This is a genomic window from Nocardia bhagyanarayanae, from assembly GCF_006716565.1.
Classification (GTDB): domain Bacteria; phylum Actinomycetota; class Actinomycetes; order Mycobacteriales; family Mycobacteriaceae; genus Nocardia; species Nocardia bhagyanarayanae.
The window spans coordinates 406,839-429,496 of the sequence record NZ_VFPG01000001.1 but is presented as its reverse complement, the minus strand read 5'-3'; the positions used below and the strand labels follow the sequence as shown (position 1 = coordinate 429,496).

Below are 22,658 nucleotides of genomic sequence, written 5' to 3'. Positions count from 1 at the left end.
GGTTTAGATGGGTTACTGGCATATCCCCGAGGAATTCGCCTGGGTCGGGTGGGTGGCGGGTGCGGAGATCACGCACATCGATCCCAACGATCTGGACGGGATCTCGGATGTGCTGCGTGAGATCGGTCGGGAGATCCTCGAGCAGGCCATCGCCGAGGCCGATACCGCGAGCCGATCCGTCCGCGTGTCCTACCCGCAGGGCAGCGGCGGCGAGAAGATATTCGACTCGCTGCAGAGCGTAATCCACGGCCAAGACCCGAAGCACGGCTCCATCGAGCTGATGGGCGAGTCCTTCGACCAGCTGGCCACCGCGGTCGACGACTTCACCGGCGAGGTTCACGCCAATCATTTGAGCGCGATCTTCGCGCTCGGCTGGCTGGTCATCGAGCTGGCCTGGGCGCTGGCCGCGGGCCCGGCCGCGCCCGCCGCCCAGGCCGGTGCGATCGCTGCAACCCGTGCCGCCTTCCGGGTGATCGGCGAGATCCTGGAGAACGCGATCGCCCGCATCATCGGTCAGCGCTTCCTGTCCGAGGCGGCGCGCACCGTCATCGCCAAGGTCGTCTACGAGATGATTCAGGAGGGCTTGGTCGAGGTCCTCCAGACCACCATCGAGGAAGCCGCTATCCACAACATCCTCAAGGCGGAGGGCCTGAAGTCGCAGCCCTTCGACTGGGGCGGCTACCTGAAGAACGTGGGTGTCTCGTTCGCGGCGGGCGCCGCGGGCGGTGGCGCCGGTTATGGCCTGGGACATATTCCGGCGCTCAACCGGATGATGTCGAGCGACAACCGGTGGACCCGCGCCCTGGGTGGCGCGCTCGTGGGTACCGGCGCGGGTCTTGTCGGTGCGGGCACCGCGTGGGCGCTGACCGGTGAGTTCACTCCGCACGCGTTCGTCGGTGGCGGCCTTTCCGGTGCGGTCCCGTCCGCCGCGTCGAGTTTCCGTGGCAACCGTCAATACTTGGGCGGGCCCAACATCGGCGGCGGGAACTTCAACGTGACCCCGCCGGACGGCACCGCGCCGCCAGGTGAGCCGACCAACGGGACCGATCCCGCCAATCCCGCCGGGGACAACTCGGGCACGGGAAACCAGAACGGCGCCGGAAATCAGAATGGCGCCGGGAACCAGAACGGGGCCGGGGACAACAGCCCGGGCACGAACGCCGCCAGCGCCGGCAATACCTCCGCACCGCCGGCCGGGCAGGACACGAACGCCCCGCAGGCCGGTGCCGCCGATTCAGGCGCGAACAACCAGCAGCAGACCGGCGCTGGACCGCAGGCAGGTCAGCAGCGACCGGAAGCCGTCGCAACCGACGGCAATTCATCGAACGCCGGTGCGAACCAGGGCAATTCGGCTCCGCAGGCGGGCGATTCGAGTTCGGCCGCCAGCAATCCCAACGCGGGAGTGTCGGATAACGGTGCTGGAGCGAGTGTTTCGGAGCCGGGCGCAGGGGCTTCGGACTCGGGTGCGGGTGTTACGGATCCCGGTGCGGGGGCCGCGCAGGTTAGCCCGGTAACCGATCCGGGCGCGGTGAACAACCTCGCCGGTTCACCGCTGGGCGACTCCCAAATCGGCGCTGGCGCAAGCATTTCGGGCGACAGCAACTCGAGTCCGAACGCCGGCTCGAACACCGCCACCAACGGGGCCGGAACGATCGCGCCGGGTGCGGCCGCGCCGGGGGCGGCCGCACCTGGGTCGGCAGCGCCGGGTGCGAGCACATCGGCGCCGGGAGCGTCCACGAGCACGGGTGCGTCCAGTGTCGCGCCGGGCAGCTCGTCGTCCGCGCCGGGGTCCACCTCCACGTCTCCGGCAACTGGCCAGTCGAGCACCGCCACCGGCCAGCCGGGCGCCGGGCGGCCGACGACGCCCAACCTGCCCGGTATGCCTCGCGCCGGGGACACCTCCGTCGCCGGTTTCAACGACGGCACGGCCAACGTCGCCCCGAGCACCGACGCCGCGTCGACCCCCGCGTCGCGCGCGGGCTCGTCCGCTCAGGCCGCAACCCCCGGCGCGGCCCCGGCCAGTCCGGTACAGACTCAGATCTCGGATACCGAAGCACCGCAACGAAATACCACCGTCGACTCGGAGAGCGACGCCGACGGCCAGGTGCAGGTCACACCGGAGAGCGACCCGCAGGTCGCCCAGGCGCGGACCGACAGCACCCTGGATCCGGCGACACAGAACGACACCGACGAGGATGAGCCCGCGCGTCCCCGTAGCGACCGGGACCCGGCGGTGCGACCGGACAGCGACGAGGATGCTCCGGCACGTCCCGATAGTGACGAGGATGCGCCCGCTCGCCCCGCCAGTGACGAGGACCCGGCGGCGCGACCGGACAGCGACGAGGATGCTCCGGCACGTCCCGATAGTGACGAGGATGCGCCCGCGCGTCCGGACAGCGACGAAGATTCGGCGGCGCGTCCGGATGTCGACGAGGATTCCGCGCTGGTTCTCCCACCTCCGCCGCCCACCCCAGCGGCCCCGGCTCCGGCACGCTCCAGCACCGATCCGGACACCAGCACGGATCCCGATACCAGCTCGGACCCCGACACCAGCACGGATCCCGACAACGATCCGGAAACCCAGAACCAGCCGGACGATTCGGCCGACCCGAATCCCGGCACCGACGAGAACGCCCGCCCGCGCCGGGTGACCGACGCCAGGCCACCGACCGACGCGGAAAAGCAGCAGGCCGCCGAGATCCTCGACAGCATGGCGGGCAAGCCGAATCCCGCCGATTTCCAGATCGGTCCCAAGGCGACGCAGGCCGAGATAGATGCGCTGGCGCGCAAGAACTCCGAGCGGTGGAACTCGCTCACGCCGGAGCAGCAGCAGGTCCTGCTCCGGGTGCATCCGGCCAGCTTCGGCAACAACGCGCCGGGCATTCCCGCACCGGATGTCGACACCGCCAACCGGATACAGATCGTCCGGGAATCGCAGGATCTGATCGCCCGCAGCGGGTTGACCACAGATCAACAGGCGCAGTTGGCGACTCTGCTGGCCCGGCAAGAGCGGGCCGCGGCGGCCTTGGCGCAGGCGAAAGCCGAGCAGCCGCGGGCGCGGACACAGGTGAATCCGGACAGCAGCGGGGCGGAGAAGCGGGCGGCCCGCCGTCGGGCCGCCCAAGAACGAGCCGAAGCCAGACAGCGGATCAAAGAGGCTCGCACCGACGCCGCGAAGACGGTCGAGCGAGTCAAGAACGAGCTCGAGAGTCTGATTCGGCAGAGCAAGCTGAACTCCGCCTCGCACAAGCAGTTGGTGAACCTGCTGCGCACCCGCGAGGCGATCGCCATGGCGCAGGGCGTGGCCCTAACTGTCGCGCCGAACACGCCCGTGTACGTCATGGCTTTCGACTCCACCGCGTTCAACGGCAGCGGCCGGGCGGCCATCGCCATGGGCGAGGTCGACGCCGCGACCCTGTTGTCCTGGCACGTCCCGGGCCGGGACGCGTCGCTGGCCAATATCGGCAGCACCGTGAACGAGATGGCGAGCCAGTACCGCGCGACCGCCGGTCGACTACGCCCGGGCGAGTCGGCGGCCTCGATCGCGTGGGTCGGTTATGGCACGCCGAACAAGGCCCAGTCCATGACCACCTGGCATGCCCGTCAGGGTGGCAAGCTGCTCGCCCGGGATCTGGCGGCGTTCCAGGCGACCCGCGCAGCGCTCAACGCGGAGCGGGTGGCGCAGGGGCAACCCGAGATCGCGGTCTCGAACAAGATCGTCGCGCGCGGCTACGGCGTCGACGTCGTCGAATCCTCCGGCCACAAGGGGCGTTTGGAGCGCCTGGTCGACGACGTCGTGCTCATCGGTTTCTCCGGCCAGGAAGACGATCCGCTGATCCGGAAGAAGCACTTCGGCGACGACGTCCGTGTGCACATCCAGGATCGCGCCAACGGCCTGTTCCACCAGTTCAACGCCTCGGAGACCACCGGCCCGAAGCCGCCGGACAACGGCGTGCCGGTCGACCGCATGTACCGGCTGGAGAACATCGCCGCGGGCACCACCGAATTCCAAGCGCCCGACAACGAGTCGTTCCTGGACACCGATCGGCCCCCGCTGCGGGAGAACGGGTGTTCCGAGCAGGCGCTGTACCGGGCACGCCAGCGGACCGGTAACCCGGACATCACCGTGCCGACCGATGTCGGCCTGGACGGTGTGTCCATGCGCAGGCTCGAAGAGCACGCCGATTCCCAGGTGACCGAGGTCAAGGTCGGCAAGGGCAAGTCGCCGCACAAGGCGATCGCCGAGGCGCTGGACTTCATGAAGGGCAAGGCGACGGTCATCGTCGTCGACCAGAACCAAACTGTCGACGAGCACGGTGTCGGTGCGCACGCGTACGTCATGTACTACGACGCCGAGACCGGCAAGATCATGGTCGACGACCCGTACAAGCACCCGGACGGCCCGGTCGAGTTCGATCCCGGCAACCTGCCCGACGCGAAGAAGACCTGGGTCATGGTCTACGACGCGGACGGCAACGCCGTGCGCCCGTTGGCTGTTCGCCCGCTCGCGGTCGGCGCCGCCACCCAGGGCCACGACGACGACGATCGGAACCTGCCGCGGGTCGGCGACGATCAGGGCCGGCGGGATCCGATGCGCGATCTCCGGCGCTTCCTGGACGAACAGCGACAGCAGGAGGAGCAGCGGAGGCGCGACGAAGAGCGCGGCGCCAACCAGCCTGCGCCGGAACCGGATTCGCAGCAGACCCCCGACCCGGATACGCAGCAGGCCCCGGACCCTGGTGCGCAGCCTGATCCACAGGCGCAGCAGACTTCCGATCCGGGTGCGCAGCCAGATCCGGCGGCGCAGCAGTCTTCGGATCCGGGTGCTCAGACTGATCCGAATGCGCAGCAGACTCCGGACCCGGGCGCGCAGCCCGATCCCGAGGCGCAGCGAACGCCCGATCCGGAAGCACAGCGCGATCCGGCGGCGCAGCAGGCCTTGGACCCGGGTACGCGGCCTGATCCGGGAGCACAACAAACTCCTGATCCGAATGCGCAGCAGTCTTCGGATCCGGGTGCTCAGCCTGATCCGAATGCGCACCAGGCTCCGGAGTCAGGCGCGCAGCCGGACCCGAATGCGCAGCAGGCTCCGGATTCAGGCGCGCAGCCCGATCCCGAGGCGCAGCGAACACCCGATCCGGAAGCACAGCGCGATCCGGCCGCGCAGCAGGCCCCAGACCCGGGCGCACAGCCCGCCCCCGAGGCGCGGCAGACCTCCGAACCGGCCCCTGGTCCGCAGACCGGCCCGGTCCCCGGGCCCGGCCCGGCCCGCACCGGCGACCTGTCCCCGCTGACCGACGCCGACCGCGACCGCCTGACCCGCCTCTCGCGGGCACTCGGCCTCGGCGACTCGCTGTCGAGCTTGGCGGACCCGCGCCGGATTCTCGCGGATCTGGCCCAAATGGCTTGGGCGCGGAAATTCCTCGACCCGACACCGGTTTCCGGGCGGATGAACGAGCGAATGGGTCCGGCCGATTTCGCTCCGTTGAGCATCGATGAGCATCATCTCGGCGAGCGGTACTGGAACTACGCGCCGGATCCGAGCGACTCGAATTTCGCCGGGCGGCGCGACGAAGCCCACGCGCTGCCGGTGGTCGATTCCGATGCGCCGGCGCCCGCCATGCAGATCGCCGTGCCGGACGCGATCGCACCCGCGCTGGGGCCCGCGCCTGCCCGGCCCGATTCCCGGGCCCCGCATCCGCTCGCGCCGGAGTCGGCGCAGGCGCAGCTGTTGCGTCAGCTGGGACTGAACGCCGACCGGGTGACGACGGAGAATCTCGCGGAAACCATTGCCGAGCAGCGGTATCGGACGATGCTGCGGGCGGGCGCGATCGAGTCGCTTGCCCACACCCTCGCCCGGCGCGCCGTGGCCACCGACCCGGACCAGCAGATCGATCTCGACAAGATCGCCGATCACTGGGCCCGTTTGCTCCAGCTTCCGGAAAGCGACCTGGCTGAGGGGCAGGTCGACACGACGCTGGAGCGGCTGCGCGACAACGTGCTGGCCCGTGCCGTCGCGCTGAACGATCTGGCCGATGTCGCCCAGGCGGTGCACGAGGTCAAGGGCCGGGCCACCCAGGTGGCCGAGGGCGAGACCCGCCGGTACACGGTGGCGGTGGACGGTCAGCGGGTGCCGGTGTCGCTGACCGCCGACGGTTCCGGAGGGTGGCGGGTGCGGCCCGCCGAGCCGCTGGCGCCGCCGCCGGTGCCGGTGCCGGACTCGTCGAGCGACCCCGACGGGCAACCGCAGAGCCGGTGGAAGCGGGCGATGAAGTTCCTGCGCACCCACCTCGGCAGCCACGGCACCGGCCGGCCGATCCAGTACGCGCTCGGTTCGGAGAACAACAGCGATCTCTACAACGCGTTCGGCGCGGAGATCGAGTTGCTGTCCGGTGACGCGGCGGCGAATGTCAGTGGGTTCAACTGGGATCCGGCGTTCTTCGCGTTGCAGGCGTCGAAGTTGTGGAAGGGCCGCGAGGCGTTCTGGGCCCTGGTCACCGGCCGCTACTCGGACGGTCCCCAGATCGGTGAGCCGCAGGCGCCCGATCCGGTCGCACCCGACGAGCGCGCCGGTATCGATGAGGACGTGGTGCCGCCGGTTGCGGACGCGGAACCGCAAGGCCAGGCGCCCGATCCGGATCTGGCGCGCCGTGGCGCGGAACTCGGCGACGCCATCGCCGCCCGCAATGCCGCCGGTATCGCGCTCTACGAAGGCGCGGACGCGCTGTCGCTCTCGCTGGCCGACCTCGGCCCCGACGCGGTCCGCACCGCGGTCGGCGAGGCGAACTACCGTGCGATGCGGCAGGCCGCGGCCGCCGCGGCGTACGCGCAGGCGGCCACGCGGTTCCACAACGAGAACGAGCGCCTCGGCTATCTGCCGACCAACGACATGCGTCCCGATCCGCTCGAGCGCTACATGCGCGAGCAATCCATCGCGGACGGTCTGCCCGGTGCGGACTCCGAAGCCAGCGGCGTCAACAACAATCCGACGCGGCTGAAGCTCTGGTGGGATCCGGAGGGCAACCCGAGCGCGGAGGCCCGCGAGGCGTTCCGGGAGGCGATGCAGCGCGAACAGGTGCGCGCGGAACTGGGCACCTGGGCCAATCTGCTCGATGTCGATCCGGCCAAGCACAGTCCGGCCGATGTCGCACGCGCGCTGACCGCGCTGCACGACCGTGCCGCCGAATTGGCGCGAGAGGCAACGGAATTCGCGCAACTGGCGGCCGCCTACACCGATGCCGACAACGAGTTCGCCCGTATCGCCGAGGAGATGGCGGCCGCGGCGGGGCACCGGTGGTTGCTCGACCAGGGCGGTGACCTGCTGGATCCGGACAACGCGCCGGGAATCGGCCTGCTGGACGGCAATCCGCAGCGCCTGGTGGTGATCAACGACGGCGGCGATCACGACCAGCAGCTGGCCAACGCGCTCGCCGACCCGCGCAATACCGATATCGCGCAGATGCTGACCCAGGGCGAGCTGGAGCTCGAGTACCGGGTCGCCTGGGCCGACCGCACCGGCGTAATCCATGTGGCCGAGGTGGACGCGCCGCAGGTCCGGCACTTTTCCGGTGCGTTGGACGGGCGCGGGCTCGAGCTGACCATGGTCCGCGACAACGACGACAGCCCCTGGCGGGCCATCCCCAGTGACAACGCGCTCACGCCGCCGGACAACGGGATTCCGGTGCCCGACCCCACCACGCTGTCGACCGCGGAGCTGGTGGCCCGGGTGGAGGACGCGGCGGCCCGGCAGGGTGTGAAGCTGGCCGATCTGGCTCCGGATCGTGTCGGACCCGCCCTCGACGCGGCGCGCGCCGCCAACCGGTTGCGCGCGGTGCGGATCGAGGCCATGGCCGATCTGGCCCGCCTGCACGCGGATGTGGCCCGCTTCAACGCCTTCGAGCGCGCGCTGCACGAGGCCGAGGTGAACCGGTCCGAGCTGCGCGGGCGCCCCCTCGAGGCGCTCGAGGAGCTGAAGCAGCGGCATCCCGAGCGGGCCAAGAAGCTGGATGCCCTGGCCCAGCTGCTGAACCGGAACCCCGAGCTGATCGATTTCGATCCGAACCTCTACGACGCGCAGGATCAGCTGCGGCCCGGTGGCCTGCCGATGCATCACGTCGACGCCCACGACCAGGTGGGATTGCTCGTCGACGATCTGGCGGACTTCCTGGCGCTCGCCAGGCACGGCCAGACGCTGCCCGGCGAGGTACCCGGCATCCCGGACCCGGACGCCGACTGGGTGCACCTGCTCGGCGTCGATCTGGACACCGCCACCCCGGCCGAGCTGGAGTCGATCTACCGGAACTTCCGCGCGGGCAAGCTCGATGCGGCCGCGCTGCGCACGCCGGCGCAGATCGCCGAGGCGCTGGCGGAACTGCGCGCCGACGTCCGCGCGGATGCCGCCGATCTGGCCGCTCTGGCGGCGCTCTCGGAGACCTACTACCGCCTGCCGACCGGCGGCACGCCCACCAACCACTGTGTGCCGAGGGCTTTCGACCAGCTCGCCGTGCGGCACCCGAACGTGCTCGGCGGGTTCGCCGTCGATCCCGGCCGGATCAGCGGTGTGGCGTGGGATGACCTGTCCGCGCACTTCGGCGCGGCGCAGCCCCGGGCATTCCTGCCCAACGAGGAGGGCGGCGCGCACGCCCGCCTGTTGACCACCTTGCGCGCGCAGGGCCGTGGCGCCTCGGCCGTGGTGATCGACCAGCGGACCACCGTCGACGACTACGGTGTCGGCGGCCACGCCTACACCGTGACCTACCTGGGTCGTGACGTCTTCGACGTGGACGGCCAGCGGGTTCTGCTCGCCGATATCGATGACAACGGCCAGGAGCAGCTGTTCGACCTCGGCCCCAATGGCGGCACCGATCCGCAGTCGCTGGCCGACTTGACCGGTGGCACAACGGGGGAGACCGCCGCCACTTGGGCGAGCATCTTCCAGAACGACGCGCACGTCCCCGGTCTCGGCGACGAGGGTCCGATGCCGGACGCCGATCTGCGCGTCGGCCAGGATCCGCCCGCGCCGCGCCGGCCCGAGGACCCGGTGCATCAGGCGGCGCGGTTCTTCGACGAAACACCGAGTCTGCGTACGGAACCGGAATCCGGGGCCGAGCCCTCCGCCGCGCACCTGGCCTACGCGCAAGCACTGGCCGAGCGCCTCGGTCTCGCGGAAACCCTCGGGGCGTTGCCGGATCCGCAGTCCGCGCTCCAGGACTTGTCGCAGATGGCGCTGGCCCGCCGCTTCCTGGACGCATCGCCGGACGGCCTGGCGAACCAGCACATGCTGTTCCCGACGAACTTCGACACGCTGACCGCCGACGAGCAGTTCCCGGGGGAGCGGTACTGGCGCTACCCGTCCGATCCGTCCGACGCCGATTTCCTCGCCGCGCGCGACGCGGCCGAGGCGTTCCAGCGCTCGATCGGGCGACCGCCGGAAACGCAGCCCGCGCCGGCGATTCCGCTCGCCCACCCCGACGCGATCGCCGGGCCGCTGGTGTCGCCGCCGGATCCGAGTGACCCACCGCGCCCGCTCACCATGCAGCAGGCTCAGGCCTCGCTCGCCGATCAGCTGAATCTGACGGCGGAGCAGCGCGATCCGGCGAACCTGGCGACCACCGTCGCGCAGGAACGCTATCGAATCCTGTTGCGCGCCGGTGCTATCGAGGCGCTGGCCACCGCCCTTGGCCGCCGCGATCGCGCGCTGGACCCGCAGCAGCAGACCGAGATCGACAAGATCACCGAGGTCTGGGCCCAGCTGCTCCGGATACCGAGCGACGGCCTGTCGCCGGCGAACCTGACCGACACCCTCGAGCGGCTGCGATCCGAGACACTCGCCCGCGCCCAGGCGATCGTGGACCTGGCCGATGTCACCCAGGTGTGGCAGGCGGGTCGGCGACCGGGCGGGCCCGTGCGGATCGACCTGGAGGTCGGCGGCGAACGTATCCCGGTCCAGCTGACGCCGGACGGTTCCGGCGGCTGGCGTGTGGAACCGGCCACCCGCCTGCCCGCCCCAGACGTGGCCACCGCCGCGATCGTCAAGGCGCCAGAGGCGGACCCGGGCGTCATCCAGACCCTGCGGGACCGGCAGGGTGTGGTCAACCCGCAGCATCCGCCGTCGGAGATCGTCCCGCTCGGCCAGTCGTTCACGGTGCAGAATTTCGGTCAGCTGGCCGACAGCGACTTCTGGGGCAACTTCGAGGCCAACCCCGCGTTCACCGTGCGCGAGGTGGTCAATCTCAAGCGCAACTGGCCGAAGATCAAGGCCTTCCTGCTCGGCCAGGTCAGGTCGGCGGAGTCGCACGGACCCGTCGCGCGCACCGGCGATGTCTACGACTACGCCCGCGAGGACGCCGACCCGCGGAAGATCAGCGAGAACGAGGCCGAACTCCGCCGTCTCGGGCTGGCCGACCGCTTCCTCGCGGGACCGCCCCCGCCACCCGCACTTCCGGCCGCGCAGCCCGCGCCCGGAATCGACGCCTCGCTGGAACCGCCGGTCCCCGCCGACGCCGAACACGATCCGTCGGCCTTGGCGCACGACGAGCTCGCCGAATGGGGTCAGGAGGTCCGGCAGGCCGCGCAGGAGCTGGACGCGCAGGCGCGGGCGCTGCTGGCGCTGGCGGGCCCGCTCGGCATCGAACTGCCGGACCTGAGCCCGGAGTCGGTGCGCGCCGCCATCGATCAGGCGCGGTATCTGCTGACCCGCGAAGCCGTTTCGGCCGAGGCGTTCAAGGCGGCGCTGGCCCGGTACGACGCGGAGAACGCGGACATTCCCTTCCTGCCCGATATCGACCTGTCGCATCTGCTACCGGCCGCGGTCATCAACCGTCCGAGCCCGCTGGAGCGGTACGCGCGAGAGGTCGAGGCGGCCCGGAACGGTCGCGCGACCCTCATGGGCTGGACCGGCGTCAACAACAACATGCAGGGCGGCCGCCAGTGGTGGGACCTGTCGCACCGGGACACGCCTGCGGGCCGCAGGTTCTTCGAGGAGGCCCTGCGCCGCCACCACATCCGCACCGAGCTGGACCACCGCGCGCACATCCTCGGCATCGACCCCGAGAGCCCGAATGCGCTGACGGAGTTGCAGACTCGGCTCACCGACCTCCAGGACGCGGTCACCGCGTTCCAGCGGCAGGCGCAGCAGGTCCTCGACGCCGACGACAATTTCGGTCAGCACGCCGAGGTGATGGCGAATATCGCGGGCAGCGAATGGATTCGGGTCAGCGGCGGGTTCCTGATCGATCCGGCCAACCATCCGGGCGTCGGGCTGGTCGGTTCGCCGATGAAGTTGGTCGTCATCGACAACGCCATGAATCACGACGCGGCACTGGCGAAGGCGCTCGCCGACCCGGCGAATTCCGAACTGGTGGAGCTGATCGACAACGGCAGCCTCGAGGTCGAGTACCGCGTGGCCTGGCCACGTGAGGTCGGCAGCACGTGGCGGGTGGCGACCGCGGCGGTGGATTCGCCGGCGGTACGCCACATCTCGGAAGACTTCGACGGCCGGAACCTGACCGTCACCATGGTGCGCTACGAGGGCGGCCCCTGGCAGACGGTCGCCGATCCGGCGCAGGCGGAGCCGAGTGGCCCGGCGCTGGACCTGTCCCGCATGTCGCGCGGTGAAATCGAGGCCGCGATCACCGAACTGGTTGGTCGACTGCCGATCGGCCGGATCGATCTGACCCCGAGCCAGATCGACGCCACGTTGGAGCGGCTGCGTTTCGACAACGAGGTGCGCGCCGCCCAGATCGAGGCGCTGGTCGAGTACGCGCGCAACCTGCACGCCCTGGACGCCTACCACAAGCTCGACACCGCGCTGAACAAGCTGGAGCTTTCCCGGGCCGACCTGGCTACCGACCCCAAGGCCACGCTGGAGGCGCTGAAGACCGCGAAACCGAAGCTGGCCAAGGAGATCGACGCGCTGCTGAAGCAGCTGGAGGCCGATCCGGAGCTGTTCACCCGGGATCCGCGGGTGGCCGACGACATCGCCCCGATCAACCTGGCCGACGCCCCCGCACACCTGGCCTCGCTCATCGCGGATGCCGATCGGCTGCTCGCCCAGCTGCCACTGGCCGGTCCCGCCACCGTGCCGGGAGTGCCGGTGCCGGATCAGGATTGGGTGCGCCTGCACGGCGCCGACATCTACAACGCCACCGACGCGCAGTACAAGGCGGCCTTCGGCAAGTTCAAGGCCGAGAAGTTCGCCGACCTGTTCGTCCGCGACCCCGGCACATTGACCGCGCTGCACCAGCAGCTGCGCGCCCAGGTCCGCCAGACCGACGCCGAGATCAAGGCCCTGACGGCGTTGGTGACCTACTACACCAGAGAGATCGATCCCGCAGGCCCGGCGGCGATCAACACCTGTGTCTCCGACTCGCTCAGCCGCGTGCTGGCCGATCAAGGCGATATTGTCGGTGTCCCGATTCCGGTGACAGGCAACCTGTCCGGCTTCGACTGGCAGGACGTGCGGCCGATGCTGCGCGGGGCCCAGCCGGGCGGCTTCGACAACAGCGACGCCCGTGGCCACGTGAAACTGATCCAGGCGCTGCGCGAGCAGGGTGGCCCCGGCGCCATCGCCTGGGTGCTCGACGAGCGCTGGACCCCCGGCGCGCACGGTGTCGGCGCGCACTCCTACACCGTGAAGTACCTGGGCGGCAATCAGTTCGAGATCGACGGCCGCCGCGTGACCTACGACGAGGTCGGCTCCAAGCGCAGCAACCTGGAATGGTTCGTGGCCCCGGACGGCACGCGGGTCTCGCTGGCCGATCTCACCGGCGGTAGCCGCTACGAAACCAAGGCAACCTGGGCCGTGGCCTGGAAGGCCGGTCAGCAGGTGGCGAACTTCGGTGACCTCGGCGCCGCACTGCCCGCCGCCGATCTCGCCATCGGCCAGACACCGGACCCGAACGCCCCGGTGCCCGCGCATCGGCAGCCGCCGGCCAACGCGCCGCCCAGCCCGGCGGCCGAGGTGGCCCGGTTGCGCGCCGAGATGGCCACCGCGGTGGCGAGGGAAGCCGACCTGCGCGCCGAGATCGCGGATCTGCGGCGGCAGGCCATGGCCGCGCAGAACGCCGGGGATCGCGAGCTGGCCCGTAGCTTGGCGGCCGACATCGAGCAGCGCGTCGCGGAAACCGGTGCGGCGGAGGCCGCGCGCGCCGCGGCGGTCGAGGTGTGGCAGACCTCGATCACGCAGCAGGGCAGCGACCTGCAAGCCCGCATCGATGCGCTCGAGGCGCAGCTGGCCGCCCACCTGGGCGGCGACACCGAGATCGCGCGGTTCCGCTCCGATATCGACCTCGTGGACAACCTCGAGGCCGCGTTCCAGCTGCGGGACCGCATCGAGACCGCCGAGCGCGTCCAGCAGACGCTGGAAGAGCAGATCGAACGCGGTAAAACCTTGCGGCACAAGCTGCGTGCGGGAATCGCGCTGCTCGAGGCCGACACTCCAGAAGCGGAGCGGGCCAGGAACCAGGATCTGGCCGCGGCCCGCGCCGAACTGCGACAGGCCACGCACGCGCTCAGCGAGGTGGAGAGCGCGCTGGAACTGCTGCGCCGGAAGTTGCCGCCGGGTGATCTGACCATGCTGAAGTCCGCGCTGACGACGGAGATCATCTCCGCCACCAACGCGCGGGCCGCGCTCGCCCAGGTCTTCCAGATCAGCGATACCGATCACCTGAACCCGCGGTACCCCGGCCCGCGGGAACCCGGCGCCGAACTGGTGCAGCAGTTGCGCGAGGCCGCCAAGCAGCTGAAAGACGCGGAATCGCAACGGAGCGAGCTGGCCGAGCGGCAGGCCGCGCTGGACGCGATGAACGACCTCGGCCTGCTGCCGATCTCGGAGCGGGTCGGCGTGCGGCCCGCCGCGCAGCCCACGGGGCTGTTCGGGGACAGCGAGATCGTGGTGGTCGGCACGGACACCGACGTCAACGACTACCGGCAGGCGTTGCAAGCGACGCTGTCGGCGCGGACCGACCTGAATCTGCTGCTCGGCATGGCGAAGTCGGACACCACGCCGCTGACCGTGCGGTTCACTCGGGTACAGCTCGACGCGCGGGGCCACTACGAGAGCACCGTCGATCTGCCGTCCACCGACGCCGAACTGACCCGGCGCGCGGGCGCCTGGGAGCCGGGCAAGCACCCGCGCAAATGGGAGAAGGAGAAGTGGACCGACCCGCAGCCGCCGTTCTTGTTCAAGGTCTCGATGGTCCCGACCTTCGACAAGATCATGGCCGGGCTGCACGAATTCGAGGCCGGTGAGGTTCCCGGGTTCCTGTTCCCGCAGAATCCGCCGTTCTCGCCGACGGTCAACAACGTTCCCGAGGGCGTGAACGCGTGGAGCTCGGATGTCGGGCTCAACCTGTTCCACCTGCGCATCCTCGCGCTGGGCATCATGGACCGGATTCCGGGCCATCCGTGGACGCAGAACCTGATCCAGAACCGGCCCTGGATCGGCAAGTTCGTCCTCTCCGCCACCCGGTGGCTGCCCGCCAACACCGCGCACGGCAAGTCGATCGAGCTGCCGCTCTCGGCCGGTTTCGCCACACGGCATCCGGCATTGGCGTGGGCGATGGCCGATGCGGCGCAATGGATTCCGGCGGTGCGCGACGGCCGCTGGATCCAGCTCGTTCCGATGGTGCGCGGCACCCGCACCTACGGCTGGCTCGACACCAGCCAGCCCGATCCACAGACACTGCACAACCCGGAACTGGCCACGCCGGAACTGAACTCGGAACAGCGGCGCTTGGACGGCTCGCACGCGCTGCCGTACACCGGCGAGAGCGTCGAGATTCCGGAGGCGCTGCGGCAGCGCTGGGCCGACAACGAAGCCGAACGTGCCGAGCTCCGCGAGCGGACCGAGGCCGCCTACGAGGGTTTCGAGCACAACCGGGTCTTCGAGGCCGACAGCAACCTGGGCGCGATCGCCGACCACGCCCTCGCCGATCCCGACCGCTACTCCGGCGGTGACCCGAAGCGGTGGGTGCGCGGCAAGGACAAGGCCTGGGTGCGCGACCCCGACGGGTCGACCATGGCCAGACACCGTGATGGCTCGACCTGGCTGAAGGACCACGCGGGCAAGTTGCGTTCCCGCGACGAGGTCATCGAGACGCTGCGCCAAGTGCGCGACTACCTGCTGCGCAACACCGAGATTCCGCAGAACCCGGATATCGCCGCCATGTGGCAGCGGCTGCTGTCCAACCAGGCGGTGCGCGAGGACATCGTCGGGATCGAGGCCGCGCTCGCCTCGATCGAGTTCATCGCGCAAAACCCCGGCGCCACCGTGCAGCAGGCGACCGCGGCGGCGAAAGCCGCGGGCTACGACTGGGATCAGCGCCCGCCGCACCCGCGCAGGCGCACTCTGTGGCAGCGCCTGACCGGTGCGCGCCCGACACCGCTCGGGTTCACGTCCGAGATCGACCCGACGGCCAACGATCCGGCGCGCACCCGCCGGTTCGGCAGCACGCTGTACTACGGCGTGCAGGGGCTCGGCCACATCCGAGATCAGCTGTCCGCCATCATGTCCGGCTGGCCGGCCGCGAAGGTCGAGACGGCGCTGGACGAGGTGACCGATCTCGTCGCCTTGGCGACCCAGTCCCACCACGGTGATCACGGCATCGCCCGCGGCGGGGTGCACGTCTCGGCGCGGGTGACCGGCGAACCCGGCCTGGGCGTGCTCGAGGTGAAGATCGTCTCCGACGGCGACGGCACCCTCGGGCCGCAGCGCTACCTGCTCGACGAGCACGACAACAACTGCGTGCGACTGGCCGGCGAGCACGTCAACGCCGCTCAGGGCGGAGTCGTCACCGACGCGGATCTGCTGGCTCCGTCGACGCTGGCCGGTGTGCGGTTCGGCGATCTGGTGCCCGCGCTCAACGGCGCACCGCTGCAAGGCTTCGCCTCCACCGACCAGGCCAGCGGCCACGCCCGCCTCGTCCAGGGTCTGATCAACGCGGGCCCCGGCACCACCGCCTTCGTCATCGAACAGCGCGGCAACCCGGACCGGCACGGCGCCATCGGCCACGCCATGTCGCTGCACTACGTCGGCGAGGTCGACGGCCGCCACGTCTTCGAGCTCAACGGTGAACAGGTCACCCTGAACCGGGTCGAGAACGGCCGCGAATACTTCGACGCCCCGGTGGCGGCCCTGCCCAGCGGCCGGCCCCAGCAGGTCTCCCTGGCCGATCTCGCGGGCGGCACCCGCGAGGGCACGGTCGCCCTGTGGGCCACCTCCTACCAGAACCAACAGGCCATCGTCCTGGACACCGGCGATGTGAACGCCCCCCGCCCCGGCGACAACGCCTACATCGGCTCGAATCCGGCCGACCGATCCGGCGAAACGCCGGTTACACCAGCGCAACTCGAATCGGAGCGCGGTATCCCGCTACATCGCCAGGAACAGCTACAGAACTTCGTGGAGGAACACGACCTCCACCTCTGGGTGCGCCCGACCAACCCCGACTCGGTGCCGTGGATCTACGACGATGCCGCGGACAAGCCGGAGTTGATGAAGGCCAAGACCATCAACAAGTACGACGTGATGCTGGGTGCGCCCGCCAAGGCGGTCGGCCTGGTGGGCTTCTTCCGATTCCCGGACGACGGGCGGCACGACCTGCGGATGCCGCCGCGCACCACTGAATCCGACGCGGACTGGGCAGCCCTCGAAGCGCGTTACGAACAGCGCGTGCGTGAGTACGTCAAACTGCGCACGAAGATGGACGCCTTCATCGCCGAGGGCCGGTTCGCCGTGGAGAACGGCGTGGTGAAGGGCTTCACCAGGCGCGGCGTCCTGAAACCGCTGACCGGTGACCACGATCTGTTCGACCTGCGGCACCCCGACGGCAGCCGCTTGTCGCCGACGGAGAACTTCCTGTTCCTCGAGGTGGCGCTGGCCGCCGATATGGGTGTGCAGCATCCGCCGCTGGCCTACTGGAACCCGGACCAGCTGGGGGACTGGGAAGCCTACGTCGGCATGATGGAGGACCACTCCGAAGGCGGTGAGCCGCTGGTGCTGTTCCGGCCGGGACAGCCGCCCGTGCTGTCCTTCGTCACCCCGGCCGAGCGCGCCGCGATCGCCGAGGAGCGCGAGCGCGTGCTGACCGATGCCCTGGCGAGCGCGCAGGAGCGGCTGGAGCAGACCCGCCGGGAACAGCGGCCGGGATACCCCGACCAGATCGCGGTGTTGCAGAGCCAGATCAACGACATCCTTGCCATGATTTCGCGCAATGCCGCGGAGTTGGAGTTCGGCGCGGAGGCGGACGATCCCGGAGCCGCGGTCGCGGACCTCGGTTCCCAGGCGGCCGCCGCGCCGCCCCCGATGAACGCTCGTGTCGAGCCGAGCGTGCCCGAATACGATGTCGCCGAACCCAACCGGCCGGATACCTATCGGCGCGATCTGGGCGCTCTCGCCCAGTTCGGCACGCTGACCGTCCAGGACGGCCTGGTCTACGACCAGCACGGCAACCTGCACAACACCGGCGAGCTCGGCGAAGTCTTCGTCATCTTCCCCGAGGAGATCCGCAGCGCGCCGACGGGTGTGACCTCGCACGCCGAGTTGTTCAGCTCGTTCGATGATCCGGAGGCCGGCCCGATCGCATTCGGTGTGTGGATCATCGAAAACGGCCGGATCACGGGGGTGTGGGCCTCGTCGGCAGAGGCGTTCTGGGCGGGTTCGCTCGACCCGAAGTTCGCCGCCCAGCTCCAGCATCTGCTGGTCGCCGCGGGCGTGGACCTCGCCCAGGTCGACTTCCGCGCCTACAACCAGGAGGGGGTCTGGAAGGGACCACGGATGCTGGCTGCCCCGCGCCTGCTGATCGAGCAGGCCGCGGGCGATGCCGCGACCCGGGATGCGATCAGCAAGGGCTTGCGCGGTTTCGGCGCCGATTTCTCCGTCGATGTGACCGATATCGAAGCGGCCGGTGACCGGCTGTCGATCACCTTGAGCCTGGCGCCGGTGCGCGGTGTGCCCGGGCAGGTCACGCTGGTGCTGGAGAACACCGCGGGCGCACCGACCGCCCACTACACCGATGTCCGGCTCGGGCCGGACGCGGTCCGGGTTGCCGCCGCCCTTGATCAGGTGCACGCCAAGATCGGGCCGTGGCTGAGCGGAACGGGCGCCACCTTCCTCGGGGACGCCGGTAGCGCGGTCGACACCACGTTGGCATCGGACGCGGATATGGCCGGGATCGTGGACTGGGTCGGCGGGCAACTGGCCGCGGCGGAGTGGGGTGATGTCGGACAACGACGTTCGGTGCAGAACGCGGCCGCGGATCTGGTGTCGCGGGCGGGCAGCGCCCCGGTGCGGGTCGGTTTGCGTCTCGTCGGCGCGCCGGGCGCGCGGCAGGTGCTGTTGCAGGTGCTCGACACTCAGCCGGGCGATGCCGTGGTGGGCGAGCGCGCCGGCGTTGCGGTTCTCGCCGGTGACGCGGGCAAAGTGGCGTGGGCCGAGTTCACCGAGGTGGCCGCGACACCGGATGAGATCGCCGCGACCAAGCCGACCTACGAACTGGCGACCCCGCGCAACGGGACCACTCACATGCCTTTCGCGGGTTCGGACACCGCCTACAGCCAGCTGTGGGTGGACGAGGACGGCCTGTTCCGCGACGAGAACGGCAATCTCTACAGCAGTGACCCGGAGAACCGCGACAACTTCCTGTTCGGCGCCACGCCCGGCGATATCCGATCGGCGAGCTCAGCGGCCGTCCTGCATCCCGGCCTGTACAACACCTACGCCAGTCCGGCCGAGGGCCCGGCCATGTACGGGATGTGGCACATCGTCGACGGCAAGTTGCGTGCAGTGCTGCCCGCGTCCGGTGGGTTCACCGACGGCATGTCCGAGCACCGGAACATCGCGCAGCTCCGCTACGAATTGATCAGGCTGGGTGTGGATCTCAGCGATGTCGAATTCGAGCTCACCGAAGAAGGCCGGTTGTGGCAGCCGAACGTGAGCATGCCCTCGGTCGACGATCTCATCGATCGAGCGGGCCAGGGTGCCGCCGGCCTCTTCGACGGGTTCGGTGACCACTTCTGGATCTCGGTGGACGGTGTGCGGGCTGGTCCGGGCGAGCTGGCGATCACGTTGCGGCTCAACCCGGTTCGTGGCGAGGTCGGTGCTGTCACGCTGCTGCTCGACCGGACCGGCGATGCAACGACAGCGAGCCTGATCAATGTCGACCTCGGGGCGGATCCCGCCCGGATCCGAGCGGTGCTGCGGGATCTGCGGGCACAGCTGACACCGTGGCTCACAGAGTCGGGTGTGGCATTCGACGCTCCAGCGGTCGCCGATGTGGTGGACGCGACGACCACGGTTCCGACTCCCGCGGCGGCTCCGGTAACCGCGCTCGACCGGGCGCCGATCAACACCTGTGTCGACGATTCACTGCGGCTGATAGCCGACGATCAGCGCGTACCGGGGGAGCCGGATGTCGTCGGCCAGCCTGTTCCGCAGCGGGACAACCTGGCTGGACGGATGTGGTCGGATGTGGAGCCGTTGCTGCGCGGCGCGCAGGTCGAGGGCTTCGACTTCGGCGTGAACTACGCACATGCCAACCTGGTGCAGGCGCTGATGAATCAGGCAGGCCCGGGTTCGATCGCCTGGGTGCTCGATCAGCGCGAGGTGCGCCCGCCGGATGCGGATCCGCACGGCATCGGTGCGCATGCGTTCGCGCTGAAGTACTTGGGCGGCAACAGCTTCGAGGTCGACGGTCTGGCTGTGACCTATAGCCACACCGACAGCGACGGGGTCGCGTTGTTCATCGGCCCCGAGGGCTCGGAGGTCTCGCTGGCCGAGCTCACCGGCGGCACCACCGACACCACCGAGGCGACCTGGGCGGTCGTCTGGCGGGACGGCCAAGTGATCCAGGGTCTCGGTGACAGGTTCGCCGCCCAGCCCGACGCGGATCTACGCATCGGCCAGACCCCCGGCCCGAATTCGCCTGTCCCCGCGCATCGTCAGCCACCCGCGCACGCGCCGCCCGCGACTCGGATCGCCTCGTTGCGCGCCGAGATGTCCGACGCGCTGGCCCGCGAGAGCGCGGCCCGCGCGGAAGCGATGCGGTTGGTGGCACAGTCACGGGAGGCGATGGAGGCTGGTCGCCCCGGGGACGCGCAGGTCTTGTCGACGCGGGCCGAAGAGCTCACGGAAACAGCGCAACTCGCGAAGCAAGAGGCCGAAGCGGCCCGAGCCGCCGCGGTGCGTGCGCACGAGGACGCGCTGAACCGGACCGAGGCGCAGACGCATGCGCGGCTGGCTGAACTGGGGACGCAGGTCGCCGCCTTGCAAGCACAGCTGGACGGCGTACTCGGTGGCGAGACCGAAAGTGCGCAGTTCCGCAGGGATCTGGAGCTGGTCGACAACCTCGCCGCGGCGTTCGCGCTCCGTGATCGGGTGGACATGGCCCAGCAGTTCGAGCGCACTCTCGAAGAGCAGATCACCCGCGGCCAGGGTGCGGTGCAGACGCTGCGCCAGGCCATCCGCGATCTCGAAGCGGAACCCGTCGACACCCGGGCCTCCTCGCGCGCCAAGCAGGCCGATCTGGCGGTGCTGCGGCTGAAGTTGCGCGACGCGCTGCACGCGCTGGCGCAGCTGGAAGCCGCGCAGTCGGCGCTGCACGAGAAGACCCCGCCCGGTCCGCTGATCGAGCTGCGCGCCGCACTGACCCAGGAGATCCTGGCGGGCACCCGGGCGCGCAACGCGCTGGCCGACGTCTTCCAGATCGACGACGACAACCAGCTGGACCCGGAATACCAGGGACCGCTGGAGCCGGGCGCCCAGCAGATCCAGCAGCTGCGCGCGCTGATCGAGCAGATCCAGGAGGCGGAAGCCGAACAGGCCCGGCTCACCGAGCATCTCGATGGGCAGCTCGCCGAGCGGCGGGCCGCGCTCGACGCGCTGGACGACCTCGGGCTGCTGCCCGTCTCCGAGCGTGTGGGTGTCCGGCCGTCCCTGCGTCCCACGGCCGTCGACACCGAGACAGTGGTCGTCGGCACCGATACCGACGTCAACAGCTACCGCCAAGCCCTGCACGCGGCGCTTCCGCCGATGACCGACCTGAATCTGCTACTGGGCATGGCGAATTCGCTGGACATCCCGGTGAGCGTGCAGTTCCGACGGGTCGAGGTCGACGCCGACGGCGCCTACCAGCAGTCGGTGGCATTGCCGTCCACCGACGCCGAACTCACCGCGCGGGCCGGTTCCTGGGATCCGGCCAAGCACCCGCGCAAGTGGGAGAAGGAGAAGTGGACCGACCCGCAGCCGCCGTTCTTGTTCAAGGTCTCGATGGTCCCGACCTTCGACAAGATCATGGCCGGGCTGCACGAGTTCGAGCCGGGTGAGGTTCCGGCGTTCCTGTTCCCGCAGAATCTGCCGTTCGCGAAGGAGGTCTACTCCGTCCCCGAGGGCGTGAACGCGTGGAGCTCGGATGTCGGCCTCAACATGTTCCACGCCCGCATCCTGGTCATCGGTATCCTCCAGCGGATTCCGACGCATCCGTGGACGCAAAACCTGATCCAGAACCGTCCGTGGATCGGCAGAACCGTCCTGCGCGCCACGCAATGGCTGCCCGCCAACACCGCGCACGGCCAGTCGGTCCGCCTGCCGCTTTCGGTGGACTTCGTGAACCGGCATCCGCACGTCGCCCAGGCGATGGCCGATGTGACGCAATGGATTCCGGCCGTGCGCGACGGCAAGTGGATCCATCTGATCCCGGTGGTGCGCGGGACCCGCACCTACGCGTGGTTCAACGACGGCCAGCCCGACCCGCAGTCGCTGCACCGCGACGAGCTGGCGCCGGTCGCGCTGAACTCCGAGCAGCGGCGGCTGGACGGCACGGTGGTCTACCCGTTCACCGGCGAGAGCGTCGACATCCCGGAGAGCCTGGCCGCCGACTGGCGCGCGAACGATCTCGCGCGCCAGCGGATTCAGCAGGAGACCGACGCCGCCTACGCGGACTTCGAGCACAATCGCGTGCACGAGCACGACAGCCTGCTCGCGCAGATCGCCGACAACGCGCTCTCGAACCCCGACGCCTACTCCGGCGGCGACCCCAAGCGTTGGGTGCGCGGTCCGGGCAAGGCGTGGGTGCGCGACCCCAAGGGCACGCACATGCCCAAGCGGTCCGACGGCTCGACCTGGCTGCGTGATCACGCGGGCAACACCCGCACCCCCGACGAGGTGGTGCGGAACCTGAACCGGGCGCGCGACTACCTGTTGCGCAATTCCGAGGTCAACCGAATCGCCGACGTCGTCCACATGTGGAACCGGTTGATCGATGGGCACCCGGTGCGCGAGGACATCATCGCCCTGGAAGGCGCGCTGTTCGAAGCGGAGTTCCTGGCGCGCAATCCGAAGGCCACCGGGCATCAGGCGCACGCGGCCGCCAAGGCGGCGGGCTACGACTGGGACGCCAACCGCCCGCATCTGCCCGGCAAGCGCACGCTGTGGCAGCGCCTCACCGGCCGCCGCGCCGACCCGCTCGACTTCACCTCCGGGCTGGACCCGAACGTCAACGATCCGGCGCGCACCCGCCAATTCGCGCTCCCGCTGTACTACGGCGTGCAGGGCTTGGACGGGGTGGACAGCAGGCTGCGCGCGGTCCTGGGTGGTTGGCCCGTGGCGAAGGTCGACCAGGCGCTGGCCGAGGTGAAGGACATCGTCCACCGGGCCACCCGGT

The 22,658-nt window shown here is 70.0% G+C and carries 1 protein-coding gene (only partly in view); it reads left to right on the top strand.

Annotated features, from left to right (window positions below):
- Positions 1–7: 7 nt before the first annotated feature.
- Positions 8–22,658, top strand: partial view of a LuxR C-terminal-related transcriptional regulator gene (locus tag FB390_RS01620; protein ID WP_141807358.1) — the 5' portion only. The gene runs 25,769 nt beyond the window's last position; only the first 22,651 of its 48,420 coding nucleotides appear in the window; the start codon lies at positions 8–10; its stop codon lies beyond the right edge, outside the window.